This window comes from Hungatella sp. SB206, from assembly GCF_051132295.1.
Lineage (GTDB): Bacteria > Bacillota > Clostridia > Lachnospirales > Lachnospiraceae > Hungatella > Hungatella effluvii.
In genome coordinates this window covers 6,203,782-6,224,354 of record NZ_CP096603.1, presented here as the reverse complement: position 1 = coordinate 6,224,354, position 20,573 = coordinate 6,203,782, and the positions used below count along the sequence as shown (strand labels likewise).

Below are 20,573 nucleotides of genomic sequence, written 5' to 3'. Positions count from 1 at the left end.
ATTTTGTCTGAACTTAACCGTACTAAATTTACCAGACAGCTTACTGCAAAAATTCAGCGGCCGGAGACCGGCCGCCGGATACATACTTAACTATTCATTATTTATGGCATATAAAAGAAGTCTTTCGCAGGAAGCTCGCCGCCCACTGTGGTCGGGTCCATTTCATACAGAGCGGAAAGATATCCGTAGAGCATGTTTTTCATATCGCTTCCGTCAATATAGGTAATGCTGCAGTATGGAATCGCCTTTTCTGCCACCGGGGCCTTTTCGATGATGCCCGCGGCTGCTACGAGTTTGGCTGTCTCGGCTACGTTCTCATTGGCAAATGCGGCAGATGCTTTCTGTTCTTCCATAAATGTTTTGACTGCATCACCATGTTCTTCGAATAATTCACCGCGGCAGATGGTTACACCCGTTACGAGGCTTCCGCCGTCCTCACCGGATACGGCTTCCCATTCCCTGGTCAGATCGAGCACCATCTTGAGGGTGTCATTCTGGGCCATGGCCACTGTGACGAATGGCTGCGGAAGAAGTCCGATACCATCCGGCTTTTCTTTTAAGAGAGCGGCAACCTCGGTCGGCTCTGATTTGTATTCGAGAGTGACATCATCCGTGGTCATACCATTTGCCTTCAATAAGTACTGAAGTGCGTAATCCGGTGTCGTTCCCTTGCCGGTTAAGTAAACGGTTTTTCCTTTTAAATCCGCGATGGATTTGATGGAGTCATCGGACGATACTACGTACAGAACTCCCAGAGTATTGATATTTAAAACATTAACGCCGTGGTTGGTCTTGTTGAAAATGATGGAGGCCATGTTGGAAGGTACCAGAGCGATATCGAGATCTCCGCTCACGATCTTTCCAAGCAGTTCATCGGCTGCGGTCACCATGGTGAATTCATAGGAACCTTTTGCCTCGCCCTTTGACGCCTGATCCATCAACTTGACCAGTCCCATGGAGGTAGGCCCTTTTAAGGAACCGATGCGAAGCGTAAAGTCAGAAGACGCAGCGCCGGCGCTTTCCGTCTCCGCTTCCGTTTCAGGAGCTGTTGTGGTTTCTTCTTCAGTTGTCTCGGCAGCAGCCTCTGTGGCAGCCGCTGCTGTGGTTTCAGCCGCTGTCTCACCGCCGTTCTTTGCACAGCCGGTAAGAGCCGCCGCCGTCATGGCAAGAGCCATGAGTACAGGTAATACTTTTTTCATAATTATCATCCTCGCTTTCTGTCCGTATCAATAACCCGGCGGCATAGTCACTTGACTATGAAATAAAAAAACCACACCAAAAAAGGCATGGGGAATCCCGCGATCGATGATTTCTCCTCGCCTTCTCCGTCAGGTAATCCTTTCGGGTTAGAACGAACAATTCCAGTATACCATTACCTGGCAGGTTTTGTCAAAATGTTACTGGTTTCCATTTTACCTGTTCAGATCTATTATAAATTGTGATATACTGTAATTACTTATACTTATATCACAGAAAGGAAATGAAGGAGGATAAAGACAAGATGAACGAAGTATATGAGAAACTGCAGGGCTGTTTAAAGAGTGTGCGGGAAAAGACAGATTTTAAGCCGGAGATTGCACTGGTTTTAGGCTCTGGTCTGGGAGAATACGCGGAGGAGATCGAGGTTGCCGCGGCCATTGATTACAAAGATATCGAAGGGTTTCCGGTATCTACGGTGCCGGGACACAAGGGCAGATTTATCTTCGGCTATGTAAACGGCGTTCCGGTCGTGATCATGCAGGGCCGTGTTCACTTCTATGAGGGGTATCCGATGAGTGATGTGGTGCTTCCCGCACGGCTCATGGGACTTATGGGGGCGAAGATCCTGTTTCTTACCAACGCTTCCGGCGGTATTAACGGCACATTCCATGCGGGCGATTTCATGCTGATTCGTGACCATATCGCAACCTTTGTGCCGTCACCGCTGATCGGCGCTAACATCGACGAGCTGGGGCCGAGATTCCCTGATATGAGCGATATCTACAGAAGAGAGCTGCGTGACATTATAAAAGAGACGGCGAAGGAAGAGGGCATTGAGTTAAAAGAGGGCGTGTATTTACAGCTTACCGGCCCCAGCTATGAATCCCCTTCCGAGGTATCCATGTGCAGGACGTTGGGAGCGGATGCGGTCGGTATGAGCACGGCCTGTGAGGCTGTGGCGGCAAATCACATGGGAATGGCTGTCTGCGGTATTTCCTGTATCACCAACATGGCGTGCGGTATCAGCAAGGAGCCTCTGAGCCATACCGAGGTCCAGGAGACAGCAGACCGTGTGGCACCGCTGTTCAAGCGCCTGATTACGGCCTCTGTCACAAAGCTGGCAGGCAGATAGCCAGAGGAACAGAAAGGGGAGTATTGATCTTATGGATAAGAAACTGTCAGAGCGGATTCTGGCTTCCGCCGGAGCGAAGAAGGCGTCTCTGGTACTGAAGCATGGAACCGTTGTAAATGTATTTACCGCCGGACTGGAACAGGCAGATATCGCCATCGAGGACGGCTGCATCGTGGGACTGGGGGATTATGAAGGGGTAACGGAAATAGATTTAAAGGGAGCAGTCGTCTGTCCCGGCTTGATAGACGGCCACATTCATCTGGAGAGCTCCATGGTGGCGCCGGGAGAATTTGAGCGCACTGTCATTCCCCACGGCACCCAGGCCGTCATCACCGATCCCCATGAGATCGCCAATGTGGCGGGCACCCAGGGAATCCAGTTTATGATGGAGCGGACGAAGGGGCTGACGCTGGATGTCTTCTTTATGCTCCCATCCTGTGTGCCGGCTACCGGTCTGGATGAGTCTGGAGCCGTGTTATCGGCAGATAAGCTGGAACCATTTTATAAAGAAGAGCGTGTGCTGGGCCTTGCGGAGCTGATGAATTCCTACGGCACCACGAGGGCGGACCGTGGGATTCTCGACAAGCTTTCGGGCGCTCTCGACAGGAATAAGCTGGTGGACGGCCACGCCCCCGGCCTTTCCGGCAAGGAACTGAACGCCTACGTGACAGCCGGTGTGAAATCGGATCACGAGTGTTCCGATGCTTCCGAAGCGATCGAGAAGCTGAGCCGTGGCCAATGGATCATGATCCGGGAGGGCACGGCTGCCAGGAACCTAGAGGCGCTGATTCCGCTGTTTCAGGAGCCATACTACCACCGGTGCATGCTGGTGACGGACGACAAGCATCCGGGCGATTTACTCCGTCTCGGCCATATTGATTATATCATACGGAGAGCCATAAGCCTTGGCGCCGACCCGGTTCACGCCGTGATTATGGGTTCCTATAACGCGGCTCAGTATTTCGGGTTAAAAGACAGGGGGGCGGTAGCGCCGGGATACAAGGCGAATCTTATCGTAGTGTCGGATTTTGAGAATTTCCGTGTGGAGCAGGTATATAAAAATGGGAAGCTGGTAGCGGAAAATGGTTCCATGAAAGAAGGAATCCTGGCTGCGGAGATAAAGCACATAGACACGCCCGTAAGGGTCGGAGATTCCTTCCATTTAAAGGAGATCGTGCCGGAGCAGCTCCATATAGAAAAAAAGAGTGATCAGGTGCGGGTATTATGTTTAACGCCAGGCGAGCTGACCACCACGGAACGTCTGGTATCATGGACTGAAAATGAGGGATACGCCCCAGGTGTGGACGTGGATCAGGACATCGTAAAAATGGCAGTATTTGAGCGCCACCACGACACCGGCCACATTGGGCTGGGCTTCTTGGGCGGCTACGGACTGAAAAACGGTGCGGTAGCGACCAGCATTGCCCACGATTCCCATAATTTAATCATTGCAGGAACCAACGATGGCGACATGGTTCTGGCTGGAAACACGGTACGAAAGAACCGCGGAGGCCTGGCGGTAGTAGCGGATGGTAAAGTCCTGGGCGAACTTGCCCTGCCCATTGCCGGATTAATGAGTGAAGAGGCGGCGGAAGCTGTAGATGAAAAGCTTGAAAAGCTAAAAGAAGAAGCCGGTAAACTGGGAATATCAAAGTCGATCGACCCGTTTATGACACTGGCATTCGCCAGTCTGCCGGTAATTCCGAAGCTGAGGTTAAACACATATGGACTGATAGATGCAGAAAAGCAGGAGATCGTGGATGTCATGGTTGGATGTATGTGAAAAAGTACAGCACAGATGAAGTTTTCTGATTGATAATAATATGTCAATGTGAGATAATGTACGCAAAGGGCAGAGCCAGGCAGATACACCCGAAGCCGGCGCGGAATATGAAAAGCCGTTTTTGCCTTTCATATTCCGCGCCGGCTTCGGGTGTATCTGTATGGCGAGCGAAGCGACCCTGGAATGCCGGAGGCATTTCAGGGCTCTGCCCGCACCCCCCGCCACTATGAGCGACCATTCAAACCAAGTATTTTATTTACCCATCACCACCACAACCAAACACAAGATATTGGAGGGAGATTTTCATGAGAGTTACAATCTGTATAGGAAGCGCATGTCATTTAAAAGGTTCCAGAGAAATCATCGCCCAGCTCCAGCAGTTGGTAAAGGAGAATCATTTAGAAAGCAAAGTAGACTTAAATGGTTCCTTCTGCAGCGGAAACTGTGTCAACGGGGTCTGTGTAACCGTAGACGGCCAATTATTCTCTTTAAAACCAGAAGACACAAAGGAGTTTTTCGATAAAGAAATCGTAGGGAGGCTGTAATCATGGCGATTATTGATTTCAAGGCTACGAAATGCAAGCACTGTTACAAATGTGTCCGCAACTGTGAAGTCAAGGCGATCATGATTAAAGATGAGCGGGCCGAGATTATGCCGGACAAATGCATTTTATGCGGAAAATGCATGCAGGTCTGTCCACAGTCAGCGAAAACGCTGGTAAGCGATTTAAACACTGTAAAGGGTTACATAGCGAATCACATCCCAACCGTCGTATCCATCGCCCCATCCTATATGGGATTATTAAAATACAAGACCATCGGCCAGATTAATGCAGCCCTTCGTAAGCTGGGCTTTGCAGATGTCCGGGAGACGTCGGAGGGCGCAGCCATGGTGACGGCTGAATACGCACGGCTTCTGGAAGAGGGGGAGATGGAAACGATCATCACCACCTGCTGTCCGAGCGTCAATGACTTAATTGAGATCTATTATCCCCAGCTAATCCCCTACATGGCGCCAATTGTCTCGCCGATGATTGCCCACGGCAAGATGCTGAAGGAAGAGCTGGGACCGAATGTAAAGGTCGTATTCTTAGGCCCGTGTATCGCCAAGAAGAAAGAAGCGGGCGATGTCCGCCACGATTCCTGTATCGACGCGGTCTTAAACTTCAACGATATCAACCGCTGGCTGAACGAGGAAGAAATCACCATCGAGGACTGTGAAGACATTCCGTTCCGCCATCTGGATCCCAAGGTCAACCGCCTCTATCCGGTCACCAACGGAGTCGTGAATTCCGTTCTTGCCACAGAGGAGAAGAAGGACGGCTATCGGAAATTCTACGTTCACGGCGCCAGGAACTGCATCGATCTATGCGAAAGTATGGTGCGCGGTGAGATAAAAGGCTGTTTCATCGAGATGAACATGTGCTCCGGCGGCTGCATCAAGGGACCGACCGTAGAGGACGAGAGCATATCCAGATTCAAGGTAAAGCTGGATATGGAAGAGACCATCGAAAAAGATCCTGCAAAAAAGAGCGAGGTTGAGGAAATCGTCAATAAAATCTCCTTCAATAAGTTATTCATGGACCGTTCTCCGAGAGAACCGATGCCGACAGAGGCCCAGATCCAGGAGATCCTTAAGAAGACGGGGAAGACGAAACCGGAGGACGAGTTAAACTGCGGCGCCTGCGGTTATTCCACCTGCCGGGAGAAGGCCATCGCCGTATTCCAGAAGAAAGCCGAACTGGGAATGTGCATTCCGTTTATGCATGAAAAGGCCGAATCCTTATCAAATCTGGTGATGGAGACATCTCCGAATATCGTTCTGATCGTGGATAAGGACATGAAGGTTCTGGAGTATTCTGCGGTTGGAGAGAAGTATTTCGGGAAGACGAGGCAGGAAGCCTTAAATATGTATTTGTATGAATTCATCGATCCGTCGGATTTCCAGTGGGTCTACGATTCCCATCAGAATATTCATGGAAAAAAGGTGACCTATAGCGAATATAATTTCTCCATGCTCCAGAATATCGTTTATATTGAAAAAGAGGACGTGGTGCTCGCCACATTTATCGATATCACGAAGGAAGAGGAGCTGGCGAAGCAGGAGTATGAAAAGAAGCTGGAGACCATCGATCTGGCGCAGCGGGTAATCCATAAGCAGATGATGGTAGCCCAGGAAATTGCCGGTCTGCTGGGTGAAACGACAGCGGAAACAAAGACCACGCTTACAAAGCTCTGCCGGTCCCTGCTGGATGAAGGAAGTGAAAGCGAGGTCAAGTGATGGGAGTAACAGTAGACGTTGCATACAAAAGCCTGAATAAGTTCAACGAGGTCCTGTGCGGCGATAAGGTGGAACTGCTCCAGACGGAGAATTCCAACATCATGATTCTCGCCGACGGCATGGGAAGCGGAGTCAAGGCCAATATTCTGGCGACCCTGACCTCGAAGATATTAGGAACCATGTTTTTAAACGGCGCGACTCTGGAGGAATGCGTGGAGACGATCGTGGAGACGCTCCCGGTCTGCCAGGTGCGGCAGGTGGCATATTCTACCTTCAGTATCCTGCAGGTATTCCATAACGGAGACGCCTATCTGGTGGAATTTGACAATCCGAGCTGTATCTTTATCCGCGCCGGAGAACTGGTTCCGATTCCCCAGAATATCCGTGTAATTCAGAACAAGAAGATCAACGAGTACCGTTTCCGGGTAAAAAAAGGAGATGCCTTAGTTCTGATGAGCGACGGCACCATCCACGCCGGAGTGGGGCAGCTTCTAAACTTTGGCTGGCTCTGGGAAGACATCGCCGCCTATGCGCTGAAACAGTACCGGATCACGATCTCTGCGATCCGTCTGGCCACGGCCCTCAGCCGGGCCTGTGACGAACTGTACCAGTTCCGTCCGGGAGATGACACGACGGTGGCTGTCATGCGTATCATTGACAGGAAGCCGGTGCATCTGATGACAGGACCCGCCAGGAACCCGGAGGATGATACCGCCATGGTGGCCGAGTTCATGTCGGGAGATGAATTTACCAAGCGTGTGGTCTGCGGCGGCACCAGCGCCAATATCGTGGCCAGAACCACGAAGAAGAGCCTGGACGTCTCGCTGGATTACAATGATCCCGATATTCCGCCGATCGCCTACATCGATGGCATTGAGCTTGTCACGGAAGGCGTTCTCACCTTAAACCGCGTTCTCCAGCTGCTGAGGCGTTATGTAAAGAACGAGGCGGTCACAGAAGAATTTTTCCTGGAGCTGGATAAACCAAACGGTGCGTCCATGGTGGCGAAGATGCTGATCGAGGACTGTACGGAACTGAAGCTGTACGTTGGAAAAGCCATCAACAGCGCATATCAGAACCCCGGTCTTCCATTTGACCTCGGTATCCGCCAGAATCTGGTGGAGCAGTTAAAACACACGGTGGAAGAGATGGGAAAAAAAGTTACGGTAACTTATTATTAATGAGATTTGCTATAGATATCCATTCTGCTTCCGGCAGATGGAAGTTACGAGGAGGAAAATTATGGTAACAAACGATGCAACATTACTTCGCATAAAACATCAGGTATTGTACGAGGTGGCGAAAATGGCGTGGGAAGGCTGTCTGGAGCAGCGCAGGGAAGAGATTCCCTACAAGATGCTTCCGGGCCCGAAAGCACAGTTCCGCTGCTGTATCTACAGGGAACGCGAGATCATCAGAGAACGTGTTCGCCTTGCAGAGGGCTTATGCCCCAGTGGAAAAGATACGAAGAACATTGTACAGGTTATCAGCTCCGCCTGTGAGGGATGTCCCATTGCCCGCTACGTCGTAACCGACAACTGCCAGAAGTGTATGGGAAAGGCATGTCAGAATTCCTGTAATTTCGGAGCCATTTCCATGGGCCATGACCGTGCCTATATCGATCCTGAGAAATGTAAGGAGTGCGGCAAATGTTCCCAGGCGTGTCCGTATAATGCAATTGCAGACCTGACCCGTCCGTGTAAGAGAAGCTGTCCGGTGGACGCTATCACCATGGATGAGGACGGTATCGTTGTAATCGACGAGAGCAAATGCATCCAGTGCGGCGCCTGTATCCACAGCTGCCCGTTCGGAGCGATCGGTTCCAAGACATTCCTGGTGGATGTCATCAACTTAATCAAGGCAGGCAAGAAGGTAGTTGCCATGGTGGCGCCGGCAACAGAAGGCCAGTACGGACCGGAGATTACCATGGCCAGCTGGAGGACTGCGCTTAAGAAGATCGGTTTTGCAGACATGGTGGAGGTTGCTCTGGGCGGCGATTTAACCGCGGCTGCGGAAGCGGCAGAGTGGGCGGAGGCATATAAAGAGGGCAAGAAGATGACGACTTCCTGCTGTCCGGCGTTCGTCAACATGATCAAGCAGCACTATCCGATGCTGCTCGACAACATGTCAACGACCGTCTCCCCGATGTGCGCTGTATCCAGAATGTTAAAGGAAGAGGATCCGGAGACCATCACCGTCTTCATCGGGCCGTGTATCGCAAAGAAGAGCGAGACTCTGGATTTAAATATTAAAGACAACGCGGACTATGCCATGACGCTGGGCGAGGCTCACGCCATGATGGTGGCAAAGGGCGTAGATTTAGAGCCGGAAGAAAATACACTTCAGCAGGGATCCGTATTTGGAAAGCGTTTCGGCAATGGCGGCGGCGTGACGGCAGCAGTTTTGGAATGCTTGAAGGAGACCGGCGAAAATGCTGATATCAACGTCATGAAGTGCAACGGAGCCGCAGAATGCAAGAAAGCCCTGATGCTGCTTAAGATTGGCAAGCTGCCCGACGATTTCGTGGAAGGCATGGTCTGTGTCGGCGGCTGCGTGGGCGGCCCCAGCAAGCACAAGAGCGAGACTGAAGCCAAGAAAGCCAGGGACTTACTGATCGGCCAGGCGGATAAGAGAGAAGTTCATGAGAACTTAAAGATGCAGGGCGCAGAGCAGGTGGCAATGCATCGGCATTAGGGAGTTAGGGACGAATCGTGAAATAGAGATGATAATGAAATAGAGAAGACAATAAATCAGAGAATGAAGAAATGGAAGCCCCGGCGGATGAGCGAATCGGACCGGGGCTTCCATTTCTTTATAAATCAGACCGGAGTCATTTTTTGATTGTATTTCCACTTAAATCGTGGTAAAATAAACACATAATAAGAGTACCTGGAGAGTCATTTTTCCGGGGAGAGCAGCCTGTTCGGCAATGAAAAGGATGAATCTGATGGTCAATCTGTTGATGAAGTGTTTGGTCTGAATATTGATATATGTTTTTTATAACTCCGGGAATATATTTCCCGGAGTTTTCAGCATCCCGTATTTTATACCTAAGCCCGCGAAGCAGTGGAGGCCCTCTCAACCAACTGTACATCCAGCACAATGTTTTCTGCAGGGGCTCCTGCATCCTTGATGTGGCGGAAAAGGATCTCGACGGCTAATTCTGCCTTTCGGTGTACATCCTGTGAGATTGTGGTCAGCTGTGGTGTAAGGAATCTGCCGATGGGCTGGTTATCAAAGCCCATGATCGAATAATCGCCAGGGATCTGGAATCCAGCGTGGTGCAGATCCTGAATAAGATTTGCCGCAATGACATCGCTGGCCGCAAATATGGCCGTCAATTCACCATGACGCCGGCGAATATCTTCCAGGGCCATGGCCATGTGTTCTTCCGTGTCACTGGTATAAGCGGTAATTGCCTCGCTGGGGATTCCCAAATCCTTGAGACCAAGACAGAATCCTTCGTAACGGTGACGAATAACGCCGTTTTCCTGGCTGGATGGGCCGATAAAGGCAAATTGCCTGTGCCCCAGCCCGGCCAGATGAGCCGCCGCCAGGCTGCCCCCTTTAAAATCATCAATTCCGACGTTAATGATCTGCCTCATACTGCTGTAGCTGTCTGTAAAGACGAGAGGAATCTTGTTGTCATTCTGAATTTGGAGCATCTCGCTGTCAAATACCCCTAAAAAAATAGCTCCCTCTGAATGCCAGGAACGAAGGCTGGGGGTAATGTCTTGAAAAGTGTCCACAAGGCGAACCATAAGGCAGTACCCCTCCTGCTGGACTGCGTTAGCGATAACTCCAAGAAGCTCCGCATTATAGGGAGATTCCAATGGGTTTTCATAATGACGTTTGGAAACCAGAACCGTTATAATGTGAGAAGAACTACCCACGAGGCTTCTGGCGGAGGCATTGGGGACATATCCCATCGTATCTATAATTTCCTGTATTTTTGCACGTGTTTCCTCGGAAACGCCGGAGGTGTTACCGTGAATGACTCTTGATACGGTCATGGCACTGACACCGGCGGCTTTGGCGACATCTTTCAGTGTTACCATAATGATGTCCTCCTTACTGTTTATTTAAAGTTAACGATATATCTTTGATGATGCATTTATTATAATATAAAAAAATAAAAAATGCAATAATTACCAATTATATTTAAAAATATTTTAAATTATTACTAAATGTACTTGACATATGTAAGGATTAGTAGTAAGTTATAAACAGTTAACGTTAACTTAAAACGCAATGGACGATTTAAAATCCGCAACCAAGAGTTCAACAAGGATTACAAATCTATGAGAGAGGTAAGGGGTAACATGAAAAAGAGAATTTTAGCAGTACTGCTGGCAGCAGCAACAGCCATATCCACATCAGCCTGTAAAGCACCGGCAGGTCAGGAATCTACTGGTGCAGAGAAAACGGAAGCAGCCGAGTCGGCTGAAAACAGAAGCATGAAAGCGGATCCGGTGACGATTCATTACTTTGGCCATGCCAACAGCAATGGAGCAAATGAACAGATTATTTCAGATTTTCAAAAGGAGTATCCATGGATTACTGTGGAGTTAGTAGACCTGCCTAATGATACGGCGCAGAAGCTTTCCACTATCAGCACCATTCTCCAGGCAAAGGATTCTTCCATTGACGTCATGGTTATGGATGGAACGTGGACAACTAATTTTATGAGTGCGGGTTGGCTGGAACCGTTATCAGGAAAAATTACGGATGAGCAGTTAGGAACCTATGTGGATGGAGCTATTTCCGGATGCTATCTGGGAGATGAGCTTTATGCCCTTCCGTTCTATTTAAATGTCAGCTCACTTCTCTATAGAAAAGATCTCCTGGATAAATACGGATTTGAACCGGCAAAAACCTGGGAAGAACTGATTGAGCAGTGCAAGGTAATTACTGCCGGAGAAGAAAATATGTCCGGTTTCACGGCGGCCTGGAAGCAAAATGAATCCCTGACATGTACGGGACTCGAATACGTATGGGCTTTTGGCGGAGACGTCCTTAATGAAAATGGGACATGCATTATTAATTCCAATGAGACGAAAGCGGGATTACAGATGATGAAGCGTCTGGTTGATGAAGGAATAACCGTTGAAGGAATAACCGGATTTACCTCTGCCGATATGCGGGCTCCATTCTATGCCGGTAATGTAGTGTATGCTAGGGACTGGGCGACCGGTTATGTCGGAGCAACTGACGAGAAGCAGTCAGGCATTGCCGATCAGGTTGGAATTGCACCTCTTCCGGGAGGAGAGGACCAGGATACGAACTATAACTGTTCCGGTGGATGGAATATGGGAGTATCTGCATTTTCGGAACACAAAGAGGAGGCGGAATTATTTGCAGCATACGCCTGCAGCTATGATGCGAATGTGACTCAGACCTCGATGAACGGTGATATTCCGACCAATCTGGAAGTACTGAAGAGTGAGAAGGTATTAGAAGCGCGGCCATATATGGCAGAACTTGCCGACATGACGGCAAAATGTAAGAATCGCCCTTCCTCACCTTATTACGAGGAAGTATCTGCTGCATTCCAGAACGGAGTTGGCAATTATCTGGCTGGTAATGTCGAGCTGGATCCCATGCTGGAAGAAATGCAGAAGACTATTGATGAAATTATGTCCAGATAATTCAGAGGGGCGTCTGACTCTAAGACGCCCCGGATTTTACAGGAGGCTTTTCTATGTATCAGAAAAAACGTCAGCGGGTTGCCTATTTGTTTTTAATACCGGCCATGGTGCTGTTCCTGCTGTTTGTAGCGTATCCCGTGCTCAATACTTTAAAAACCAGTCTTTATTCCCTGCGGATTCAGACGCTCAGTCAGGGTGGTAAATTTGTGGGATTTCAGAATTTTATTAAACTGGCTCAGGATAAGACCATGTTAACTTCGCTGGTGTTTACGGTGGGATTTACAGTCGTTTCCGTAATACTGGAAACGGTGCTGGGCATGGCATGTGCACTGATCATGAACCGCACCTTTAAGGGACAGGGCTTTGTGAGAGCGATGATCCTGATTCCGTGGTGTATTCCCACCATTGTATCTGGTCTTATGTGGTCCTATATGTTCTCGGAATCCTTTGGAGTAATCAACCAGGCGTTAAAGGCGATTGGACTTTCACCGGTCATGTGGGTGACCGGGGCAAAAGGTGCATTTTCCTCCATGATCATAGCCGACGTGTGGAAAACAAGTCCTTATATGTCGCTACTGCTTCTTTCCGGTTTAAAGACCGTTCCGGGAGATATCTATGAGGCGGCCTCCATAGATGGTGCGGGAAAGATACAGCAGTTCTTTTTTATTACACTTCCGGTCATCAAACCGGTAGTTCTGGTCTCTGTTATGTTCCGGACCATACAGAGCTTTCGTATTTACGATCTCGTCAAAGTCCTTACGGACGGCGGTCCCAATAATGTAACGCAGAGCCTGACGATGTATACAATGAAGCAGTATTTTACATTTGGAGACTTAGGATATGGTGCGGCGCTTGCGGTTCTCACATTTGCTGTATCCCTGATGATTGCCATGTTCTTTTATGATGGTATGAAATCAAAACTGGAGGTGTAAAAGGCAATGAACAAGAAAAAATTGAGCCGGATTGGTCTGGCCGTGTTTCAGATTGTGTTTCTTTCCATGATGATACTTCCGTTTCTCTGGCTGATCTTGGGATCCTTTAAAAATATGAGAGAGCTTTCGGCTATTCCGGTTAAGATCTTTCCTGGAGTATGGAGTTTTGACAATTTCAGGCAGGCGTTTGAGGAGCAGCCATTTGCAAGGTATATTTTTAACAGTGTTGTTGTGGCGGCCCTAACGACGGTTCTAATTATTGTCATAGCGTCCATGACGGCCTACTCTTTGGCGAGAACGAAGATAAAGGGTAAAAAGCTGATACTGATTCTGCTTCTTTCTGTATCACTGCTTCCTCCGGTTACTCTGCTGAATCCTCTGTATTATATGCTCAGCAATATGAAACTGCTGAATAGTCTGATCGGGCTATCATTGGTTCTGACTGTGGTAGAGCTGCCCACTGCAGTATGGTTCTTAACCAGCTTCTTCCAGACTGTGCCCATCGATATGGAAGAGAGTGCGATGATCGACGGCGCGGGGATTCTAAAGACATTCACCAGTATCATCCTTCCTCTGATAGGACCGGGGATTTTTACAATCAGCATCATGACGTTTATTAATGCGTGGAATAATTATATCTTTCCGTCAGTCTTCAATCCATTACCGAAGGCGCGTACCGTGACCGTGGCGCTAACTCTTTATTCTACGGAAACGATGGTGCCGTGGCACCTGATCTCAGCCGCCGCCGTGGTGGTGACACTTCCGCTGGTGATCGTAGTATTGCTACTTCAGAAAAAAATCATTTCCGGAATTATGGATGGCGGAGTGAAGGGGTAGGGGGAGAAGGTAAATGAGAAATCTGGAGATATATAAGGAGTATCTTCCTGACTGGGGACCGTATTCCAAGAAATACATGGGGGTATCCCGGGCCTGCGAAGACGGACGGATTCCAGGAGCCAGGTTTGATCTGGTGGTATTTCCGACACTGGCCAACAGTGGTGTGCCGGTACCCAATGTGACCGTTCCAAGCAATTACCATCCGTGGCAGGCTGCGGCCGATCTGCGTTATTACAGTTATCGATACGATTTGGAGTGGAAGGATCAGTGTTACGCGGAGGTATCATTTTCCCAAATGGAAGCAGGGAAGGTAGTGATCAGGACCGAGTTTGTCAACAGGACGAAAAAAGCTCAGTATGGCTGCCTGAATTATTTTGCAGCTATGGAATATCCTTATCCATATGAATATCATCTTGCATTGCCTGATAAGAGCGAGTTTTGGGACGCGGTATCTTATGATGCGTATGAGTATGCCAGACCCAGACCATGGGACTGTTTAAATCCCGATGGAACGAAAAAGGGAGAGTTTTACGATCCCGATTTTATTGGTCATCACGGACTGGGAGACCGGATTAATAAGGATTTCGTCTTTGAAATCCGTCACTGGGATTTCCGTTCCTTCGGGACAGATGAGGGCGATTTTGTCAGGTACCGTAGAAATACTACAAGAGATTATGTGAGTGGAGTGCTGTATGTACGGGCGCTGATCAAAGAGGAGAGAGAAGATGCTTTTTATTTGCTGGAGATCCGGGATGACGAGAGGGACCGGTTGAATTTTCGGAAAAATGTGGTATTCCGGAAAGATGGCAGTGTTATCGTTGATAACAATGATGCAGGAGGCGGGACGGACAGGAAAACAGTGACAGCGGACTCTGAATGCCGGCGGGCAGTCAGAGAAAAAAAGGATTGTTCTGCCACCTTGGCTGAGGCGGCACGGGCCAGGACAAGGGCTGCGGAGCAGGGCTGTCCCGTATTGTATGAAATTCCAATTGGGAGATTACCGGAAGGACTGCATACGATATCTCTGATTTCCCATGGGAATTCGGCTTTGGAGCTGGACTGCTTTGCCCTGACAGAATGGGAGGACCGGGTGGTTGTCCGGGCGGAACGCAAGGAGTACGAGGTTCATCCTGCAATCAGCCATGAGGAGGGGACTCTGATTTACGAATACGGCGCGTGTGATACAAAAATATGTTTTGCTCCGCTCAGCCCATTAGTTAAGTTTCGGAACATCGAGTCAGGGGTCCTGGAAGATGCATGGATATCGAGACTTTCGAATGGAGATAAGACCTTTGACGATGTGCTCGCGCCGTTTGGAAATGCATTTCCCAGAAAACACAGCAGTCCGGGATATTATCATAATTCTATGATCCCCTCCATTTTTATTAAGCCAGGAGAGAGCCGCGTTGAATATGCAGTAATTGGAGATGAGCGGTGGGAGATTTCGAAAGAGGATTGTGAAAGGATCTATCAGGAGTGCCGGGCAGATTCATTTTCTTTTCAGTTAAAGGAAGACGGCAGGCCATATGAACTCAGTACCCGCATTCTGGGAGCGACAGAGCTTACGAATGTGGTGTATCCAATTCATTTAGATGATGGATTTATCAAGCACCATACGCCGGGAAAACGATGGGACAGCCTGTATACATGGGATTCCGGTATGATCGCTATGGGACTGCGTGATATGAATCAGGGACTGGCAGAATACATTCTGGACACGTATCTTGCGGAAGTGGATAACAAAAACTACGCATTCGTCCATCATGGAACCCCGATCCCGACTCACCTGTATCTTTATCAGGAAATGCTGAATCATACAGAGGAGAAGGAACACCTTCTGGGGTATTATGACAGGGCCAGTCGGTATTATGAGTTTTTGGCTGGAAGGGGAGACGGTTCTGTAACGGCAAGATTTCAGAGCGGTCTGACGACGACCTTAGATTACTTTTTTAATTGCAGCGGTATGGATGATCTGCCGCCGCAGATGTACGTAAAGGAGCACGCGGCGGCCGGAAGAATCGCGCCGGTTATTTCCACCTGCCATGTGATTAGAACTGCAAAGATACTTCTTATGGCTGCGGAACACCTCGGATACGGGGAAGACGTAAGACAGTACGAAGAGGATATAAACAGGCTGACCAGTGCGCTTTCACAGGCCTGGGATGGGGACAGCGGATACTTCGGCTATCTGGTTCACGATGAAGAGGGGAGAGCGTATCATATCCTCAGAACAGAGGGAGGAGAAAACTATAATAAGACGGTGGAAGGGATATATCCCCTGATAGCTGGAGCGTGTTCCAGGGAACAGGAGGAACGGCTTCTGGCGCATCTCAAGAATCCGGAGGAGTTATTTTCCAGAGCAGGCATCAGTTCTGTGGATCAGTCGGCGAGTTATTTTATAAAAGATGGTTATTGGAATGGAAATGTGTGGTTTCCGCATCAGTGGTTTATCTGGAAGACAATGCTGGATATGGGAGAAGGAGAATTTGCCTATGAAATTGCGCATCGGGCACTGGAAGTCTGGAAACAGGAGGTTGACCGAAGCTATTATACATTTGAGCAGATAAATATAGAGACGGGACGCGGCGGCTGGTTTCATCATTTCAGCGGACTTTCCTCTCCGGTCTCTGTATGGGCGTCAGCTTATTTCCGTCCGGGGAGTGTCAGCACAGGGTTTGATCTGTGGATAGAGTCCATAAGATTTAATGAAACCACGGAGGAATGCAGCCTGAAATTTCGGAAATATTCCCATCGAACCTGCGTGATTCTGGTTTCTATGGCAGTGCGTATAGAAGGCTATTCGGTGTGCTTTACCGATGATTTCGGTCTTATAGAGAGCCGGGCGGAATTTAAGGAGCGTACGAAAGGGACCCTGGAAATCTCTTTGCCTGAAGAACGGCTGGAGGGAATCTTGAGGATTTTCTGATACAAAGAACAGAAAGAGAAAGAAAAAACTCCGGGAGAACGTCGTTCCCGGAGCTTTTTCTTATTTATGCATTCATGCTTCTTCCTGCTGATACACAATCACATTATTATACAATCACACTATCTTATATTCCCCCTATCTCACAATCACATAAATCAAATACACCAGATACATCGCCAGCATGAAAGCCCCCTCCATACGGCTAATGCGGTTCCGGCTGCGGCAGAGGATCCATGTAATGGCGCTGGCAATGATTAAAAATCCTATGTCATAAACCGAGAACGGGTTGACAAGGAGCGGGTGGATCGCGGCGGAGGCGCCGAGAACCATTAAAATATTAAAGATATTGGAGCCGATGACATTTCCCAGGGCGAGGCCATTCTCACCTTTGCGGGAGGCGACGATGGAGGTGACAAGCTCGGGTAAAGAGGTGCCCAGGGCAACGATGGTCAGTCCGATCAGGTTCTGGCTTAAACCGAAAGACGCGGCAATAGCGCTGGCATTTTCCACGACTAAGTCACCGCCCCAGACGATGGCGGCCAGTCCGCCTACGATGTAGACGGCGCAGCGCAGCGGCGGAAGCGTTTTGACCTCCTCGGTGGTGACGATCCGGTTGACCAGGGCGTCGCGGACGGTCAGCCCGACAAATGCCACAAACAGGACCAGAAGGAGGAGGCCATCCACGCGGCCGACGGTCTGATCGAATAAGATCATTGCGAACAGGACAACCGCCACAGCTGCCGAGGCCGCATAGTCCCAGCGAAGCTTGACGGCAAACGGGCGGATCGCACCGCAGGCTCCCAGTACGACCAGGAGATTAAACAAGTTGGAACCGATCACATTTCCAACTGCGATATCATTATTTCCTGCGATGGAAGCGGATATGCTGACCGATAATTCCGGCGCGCTGGTTCCAAATGCCACGATGGTGAGTCCAATGATGATGCTGGGAATGCGCAGTGCTCTGGCGACAGAGGAACTGGCCTCCACAAAGTAATCGGCTCCCTTGATCAGCAGCAGGAAACCCAGGATCAGAAATACGTACATCATAAATAATTTCCCTCTTTCGTTTGTTAAGTGCTCTTGTTAAAAAAGGAAGAAGGCCGAAAAAAAGCGAGACTTTTATTGCACGATAAACTAAGATCATGCAATAAAAGTCTCGCTTTTTATATGTGCACCGGTTTCCGGCAAAATTTTGTTCCAGGTGGAACAGATATTTTGCGGAAACGGGAATGTCGGCTACACAGGACACGGATTAACGTGCAAGCTACTCCCTTTTACCGGGTATTAGTATATCCAGTTTTCGGCGAAAAGTCAAGCGGCTTTTCATGCAGCAGCTTCTGCAGCTCCTCCGATATTCTTCCCAGTACGGCGATGACTTCTGTAACGTTCTCCCCCCGGTTCTCGGAAAACGCGTAATAGGCGCCGTAGATCTGATAACTCAGGATGAGATTTTTCACCGGATCATCCCGGTAGTCCGGATGGCGTTCATAAATCAGCTTTTTTAAGCTGGATTCGATCTTCTGGATCAGACATCCGCTCCGGCTGCCCGAAAACAGCGTCTGGATCAAAGAATCCCTGGAAAGATAGGCCAGAAAAAGCTCCTGGGTGAACGCGCCGGGATTCTCCACCATGTATTCCGGATGAGCCAGAGAATTGATGATGGAGGTCACGATCTCCGTTTCCAGGGAATCGGATAATTCATAGATGTCCGCATAGTGGAAATAGAAGGTTGACTTGTTGATCTGCGCCTTTTCACAGAGCTCCTTAACCGTGATTTTCTCCAGCGGCTTTCCGGAGCGAAGAGCGATAAATGCGTTGACGATGCTCTGGTGTGTTTTCTCTATTCTTAAGTCCATACCTGTTACACTCCTTTCCGACGATTTTACAAAAACGTCGTATATCCGACGGTTTTGCAAATCCGGTGATGGATAAAATAAAAAAGATTTTCTATAATCAATTATAGTAGGGAATCGGATGGTTGTCTATTTTCTTTGTGATCAGGGATCAATTTTTTACAGGAGGAAACGGGATGGACTATTATGGCTTTTATACGGGGAAGGAATTTACTGCCTATGAGTATCTGGGGGCGCATATTCAGGAAAATGGAACAGTATTCCGCACCTTTGCCCCCAACGCCGCGCGGATATCTGTGATCGGTGAATTTAACGGGTGGCAGGAGACTCCTATGGACAAGGTGTACGACGGTAACTTCTGGGAATGCTTTGTGCCTGCGGCTGAGGCTGGGATGATGTATAAATACAGAATCCATAAACGGGATGGCTCTTTTATCGATCACTGTGATCCCTATGGTTTTCAGATGGAATTAAGACCTCATTCGGCTTCGCTGATCAGCCGACTGGGAGACTATGCATTCAGAGATTCAAAGTGGAAAAAGAAACACAGAATCGGTTTGGACAAGCCGCTCAATATCTACGAAATGCACGCAGGCTCCTGGCGGAGAAAAGAGGGGGCGGAAGGGGAGGAGGCCTGGTATTCCTATACGGAGCTGGCGGAGCTTCTGATTCCGTATTTAAAAGAGAACGGATACAATTACGTGGAGCTGATGCCGCTGTCGGAGCATCCCTCCGATGAGTCCTGGGGGTATCAGAACACGGGATTTTACAGCCCTACCTCCAGGTATGGAACGCCTGCGGATTTGAAGAAATTCATCGATCTCTGCCACAGGCAGGAGATTGGTGTAATTATGGATTTTGTGCCGGTCCATTTCGCTGTGGATGATTATGCGCTTTGGAATTATGACGGGACGGCTCTCTATGAATATCCCCACAGCGACGTAGGACGGAGTGAGTGGGGAAGCTGCAATTTTATGCACTCCCGCGGGGAAGTCAGGAGCTTTCTCCAGTCGGCGGCGAACTACTGGCTGGAAGAGTTCCATTTTGACGGCCTGCGTATGGATGCGGTGAGTAATCTGATCTACTGGCAGGGAGATACCGCCCGCGGGGAGAACCGAAATGGTATTGGATTTCTGCAGGAGATGAACCGGGGACTGAAGAATAAGCATCCGGAGGCTCTTTTAATCGCAGAAGACTCATCCACCTACCCGGGGGTGACGAAGGCCGTGACAGACGGAGGTCTCGGTTTCGACTACAAGTGGGATATGGGCTGGATGAATGATACACTGTCGTATTTTCAGGCGCCGCCGGCGGAACGGAAGCAGAGATACCACCAGCTTACGTTTTCCATGCAGTATTTTTATAAGGAACAGTACCTGCTTTCACTTTCACATGACGAGGTGGTCCACGGAAAAGCGACAATCCTGCAGAAAATGTATGGAGAATATGAGGGGAAATTCCCACAGGCCCGGGCGCTTTACCTATATATGTTTGCCCACCCGGGTAAGAAGCTGAACTTCATGGGTAATGAATTCGGACAGCTTCGCGAATGGGATGAAAAACGGCAGCAGGACTGGGAGATCTTAAGCTATCCGGTCCATGACGCATTTCACCATTTTATGATGGATTTAAACAAATTGTATTCAGAAAATCCGGCTCTGTATGAGATGGACTATGACCCGGAAGGATTCCGGTGGCTGGACTGCCATCAGGAGGAACGGCTGATCTATGCGTTCGAACGACGGAGCGGGAAGCAGCGCATTGCGGCAGTTTTCAATTTCTCAGATGAGGTACAGGAGGGATATGTCCTGGAGGTCAAAGGGGGAGCAAGTCTGTCCCTGCTGATTTCCAGTGAGATGGAGATTCGGGAAAAACAAAAAATTCCGCTTAAGGAAGGCAAAACGATGATCTCTTTGCCTCCATATTCCGGTAGGTATTATATCGTGGAGTAATAGCAAAAATAGAAAAACCCCCGCCG

Annotated in this window: 15 protein-coding genes; 11 read left to right on the top strand and 4 right to left on the bottom strand. The window is 49.1% G+C overall.

Annotated features, from left to right (window positions below):
- Nucleotides 1-101: 101 nt before the first annotated feature.
- A complete protein-coding gene (locus M1L66_RS27580; RefSeq protein WP_434688943.1) occupies nt 102-1,199 on the bottom strand; it encodes an ABC transporter substrate-binding protein in 1,098 nt (365 codons plus the stop codon).
- A gap of 302 nt (nt 1,200-1,501) precedes the next feature.
- On the opposite strand from M1L66_RS27580, the gene M1L66_RS27575 reads away from it, so the two are divergent.
- From M1L66_RS27575 to M1L66_RS27550, 6 genes are all read left to right on the top strand, one after another.
- Complete coding sequence (locus M1L66_RS27575) at nt 1,502-2,332, top strand: purine-nucleoside phosphorylase (RefSeq protein ID WP_187019945.1); 831 nt, start codon at nt 1,502-1,504, stop codon at nt 2,330-2,332.
- A gap of 31 nt (nt 2,333-2,363) precedes the next feature.
- The gene (gene ade / locus M1L66_RS27570; protein WP_187019944.1) at nt 2,364-4,115 is read left to right on the top strand and encodes an adenine deaminase; all 1,752 of its coding nucleotides are present in this window, start codon (nt 2,364-2,366) and stop codon (nt 4,113-4,115) included.
- 305 nt (nt 4,116-4,420) lie between these two features.
- Complete coding sequence (locus tag M1L66_RS27565; protein WP_002604584.1) at nt 4,421-4,660, top strand: (2Fe-2S) ferredoxin domain-containing protein; 240 nt, start codon at nt 4,421-4,423, stop codon at nt 4,658-4,660.
- 2 nt (nt 4,661-4,662) lie between these two features.
- Nucleotides 4,663-6,396, top strand: a complete 1,734-nt coding sequence (locus M1L66_RS27560) for a [Fe-Fe] hydrogenase large subunit C-terminal domain-containing protein (protein WP_434688942.1) — start codon at nt 4,663-4,665, stop codon at nt 6,394-6,396.
- Complete coding sequence (locus tag M1L66_RS27555) at nt 6,396-7,577, top strand: SpoIIE family protein phosphatase (protein WP_117633734.1); 1,182 nt, start codon at nt 6,396-6,398, stop codon at nt 7,575-7,577. The genes M1L66_RS27560 and M1L66_RS27555 overlap by 1 nt, the downstream gene beginning before the upstream one ends.
- 61 nt (nt 7,578-7,638) lie before the next feature.
- The gene (locus M1L66_RS27550; RefSeq protein ID WP_187019939.1) at nt 7,639-9,090 is read left to right on the top strand and encodes a 4Fe-4S dicluster domain-containing protein; all 1,452 of its coding nucleotides are present in this window, start codon (nt 7,639-7,641) and stop codon (nt 9,088-9,090) included.
- 356 nt (nt 9,091-9,446) lie between these two features.
- Here M1L66_RS27550 and M1L66_RS27545 read toward each other — a convergent pair whose 3' ends face one another.
- Nucleotides 9,447-10,454: a LacI family DNA-binding transcriptional regulator gene (locus tag M1L66_RS27545; RefSeq protein WP_242354611.1), complete on the bottom strand. Its 1,008-nt coding sequence runs from the start codon at nt 10,452-10,454 to the stop codon at nt 9,447-9,449.
- Nucleotides 10,455-10,718: 264 nt separating this feature from the next.
- On the opposite strand from M1L66_RS27545, the gene M1L66_RS27540 reads away from it, so the two are divergent.
- Genes M1L66_RS27540 through M1L66_RS27525 form a run of 4 tightly spaced genes read left to right on the top strand, consistent with a single transcriptional unit; the run spans nt 10,719 to nt 16,739 of the window.
- Nucleotides 10,719-12,044 (top strand): ABC transporter substrate-binding protein, encoded by a 1,326-nt coding sequence (locus tag M1L66_RS27540; protein WP_434688941.1) that lies wholly within the window; start codon nt 10,719-10,721, stop codon nt 12,042-12,044.
- Nucleotides 12,045-12,097: 53 nt separating this feature from the next.
- Complete coding sequence (locus M1L66_RS27535; protein WP_434688940.1) at nt 12,098-12,976, top strand: carbohydrate ABC transporter permease; 879 nt, start codon at nt 12,098-12,100, stop codon at nt 12,974-12,976.
- A 6-nt stretch (nt 12,977-12,982) separates the two neighbouring features.
- Nucleotides 12,983-13,813 carry a carbohydrate ABC transporter permease gene (locus M1L66_RS27530; protein WP_242354608.1) on the top strand — a complete coding sequence of 277 codons (831 nt, stop codon included), beginning with the start codon at nt 12,983-12,985 and terminating at the stop codon, nt 13,811-13,813.
- Nucleotides 13,814-13,826: 13 nt separating this feature from the next.
- A complete protein-coding gene (locus tag M1L66_RS27525) occupies nt 13,827-16,739 on the top strand; it encodes an MGH1-like glycoside hydrolase domain-containing protein (protein WP_434688939.1) in 2,913 nt (970 codons plus the stop codon).
- A gap of 135 nt (nt 16,740-16,874) precedes the next feature.
- Here M1L66_RS27525 and M1L66_RS27520 read toward each other — a convergent pair whose 3' ends face one another.
- Both M1L66_RS27520 and M1L66_RS27515 read right to left on the bottom strand, forming a co-directional pair.
- Entirely contained in the window at nt 16,875-17,789 is a 915-nt protein-coding gene (locus tag M1L66_RS27520) for a calcium/sodium antiporter (protein ID WP_156833137.1), read from the bottom strand.
- A 227-nt stretch (nt 17,790-18,016) separates the two neighbouring features.
- Complete coding sequence (locus M1L66_RS27515; protein WP_187019935.1) at nt 18,017-18,598, bottom strand: TetR/AcrR family transcriptional regulator; 582 nt, start codon at nt 18,596-18,598, stop codon at nt 18,017-18,019.
- A 173-nt stretch (nt 18,599-18,771) separates the two neighbouring features.
- Here M1L66_RS27515 and glgB point away from each other — a divergent pair, with 173 nt between their 5' ends.
- Nucleotides 18,772-20,547, top strand: a complete 1,776-nt coding sequence (gene glgB / locus M1L66_RS27510) for a 1,4-alpha-glucan branching protein GlgB (protein WP_434688938.1) — start codon at nt 18,772-18,774, stop codon at nt 20,545-20,547.
- Nucleotides 20,548-20,573: the final 26 nt, after the last annotated feature.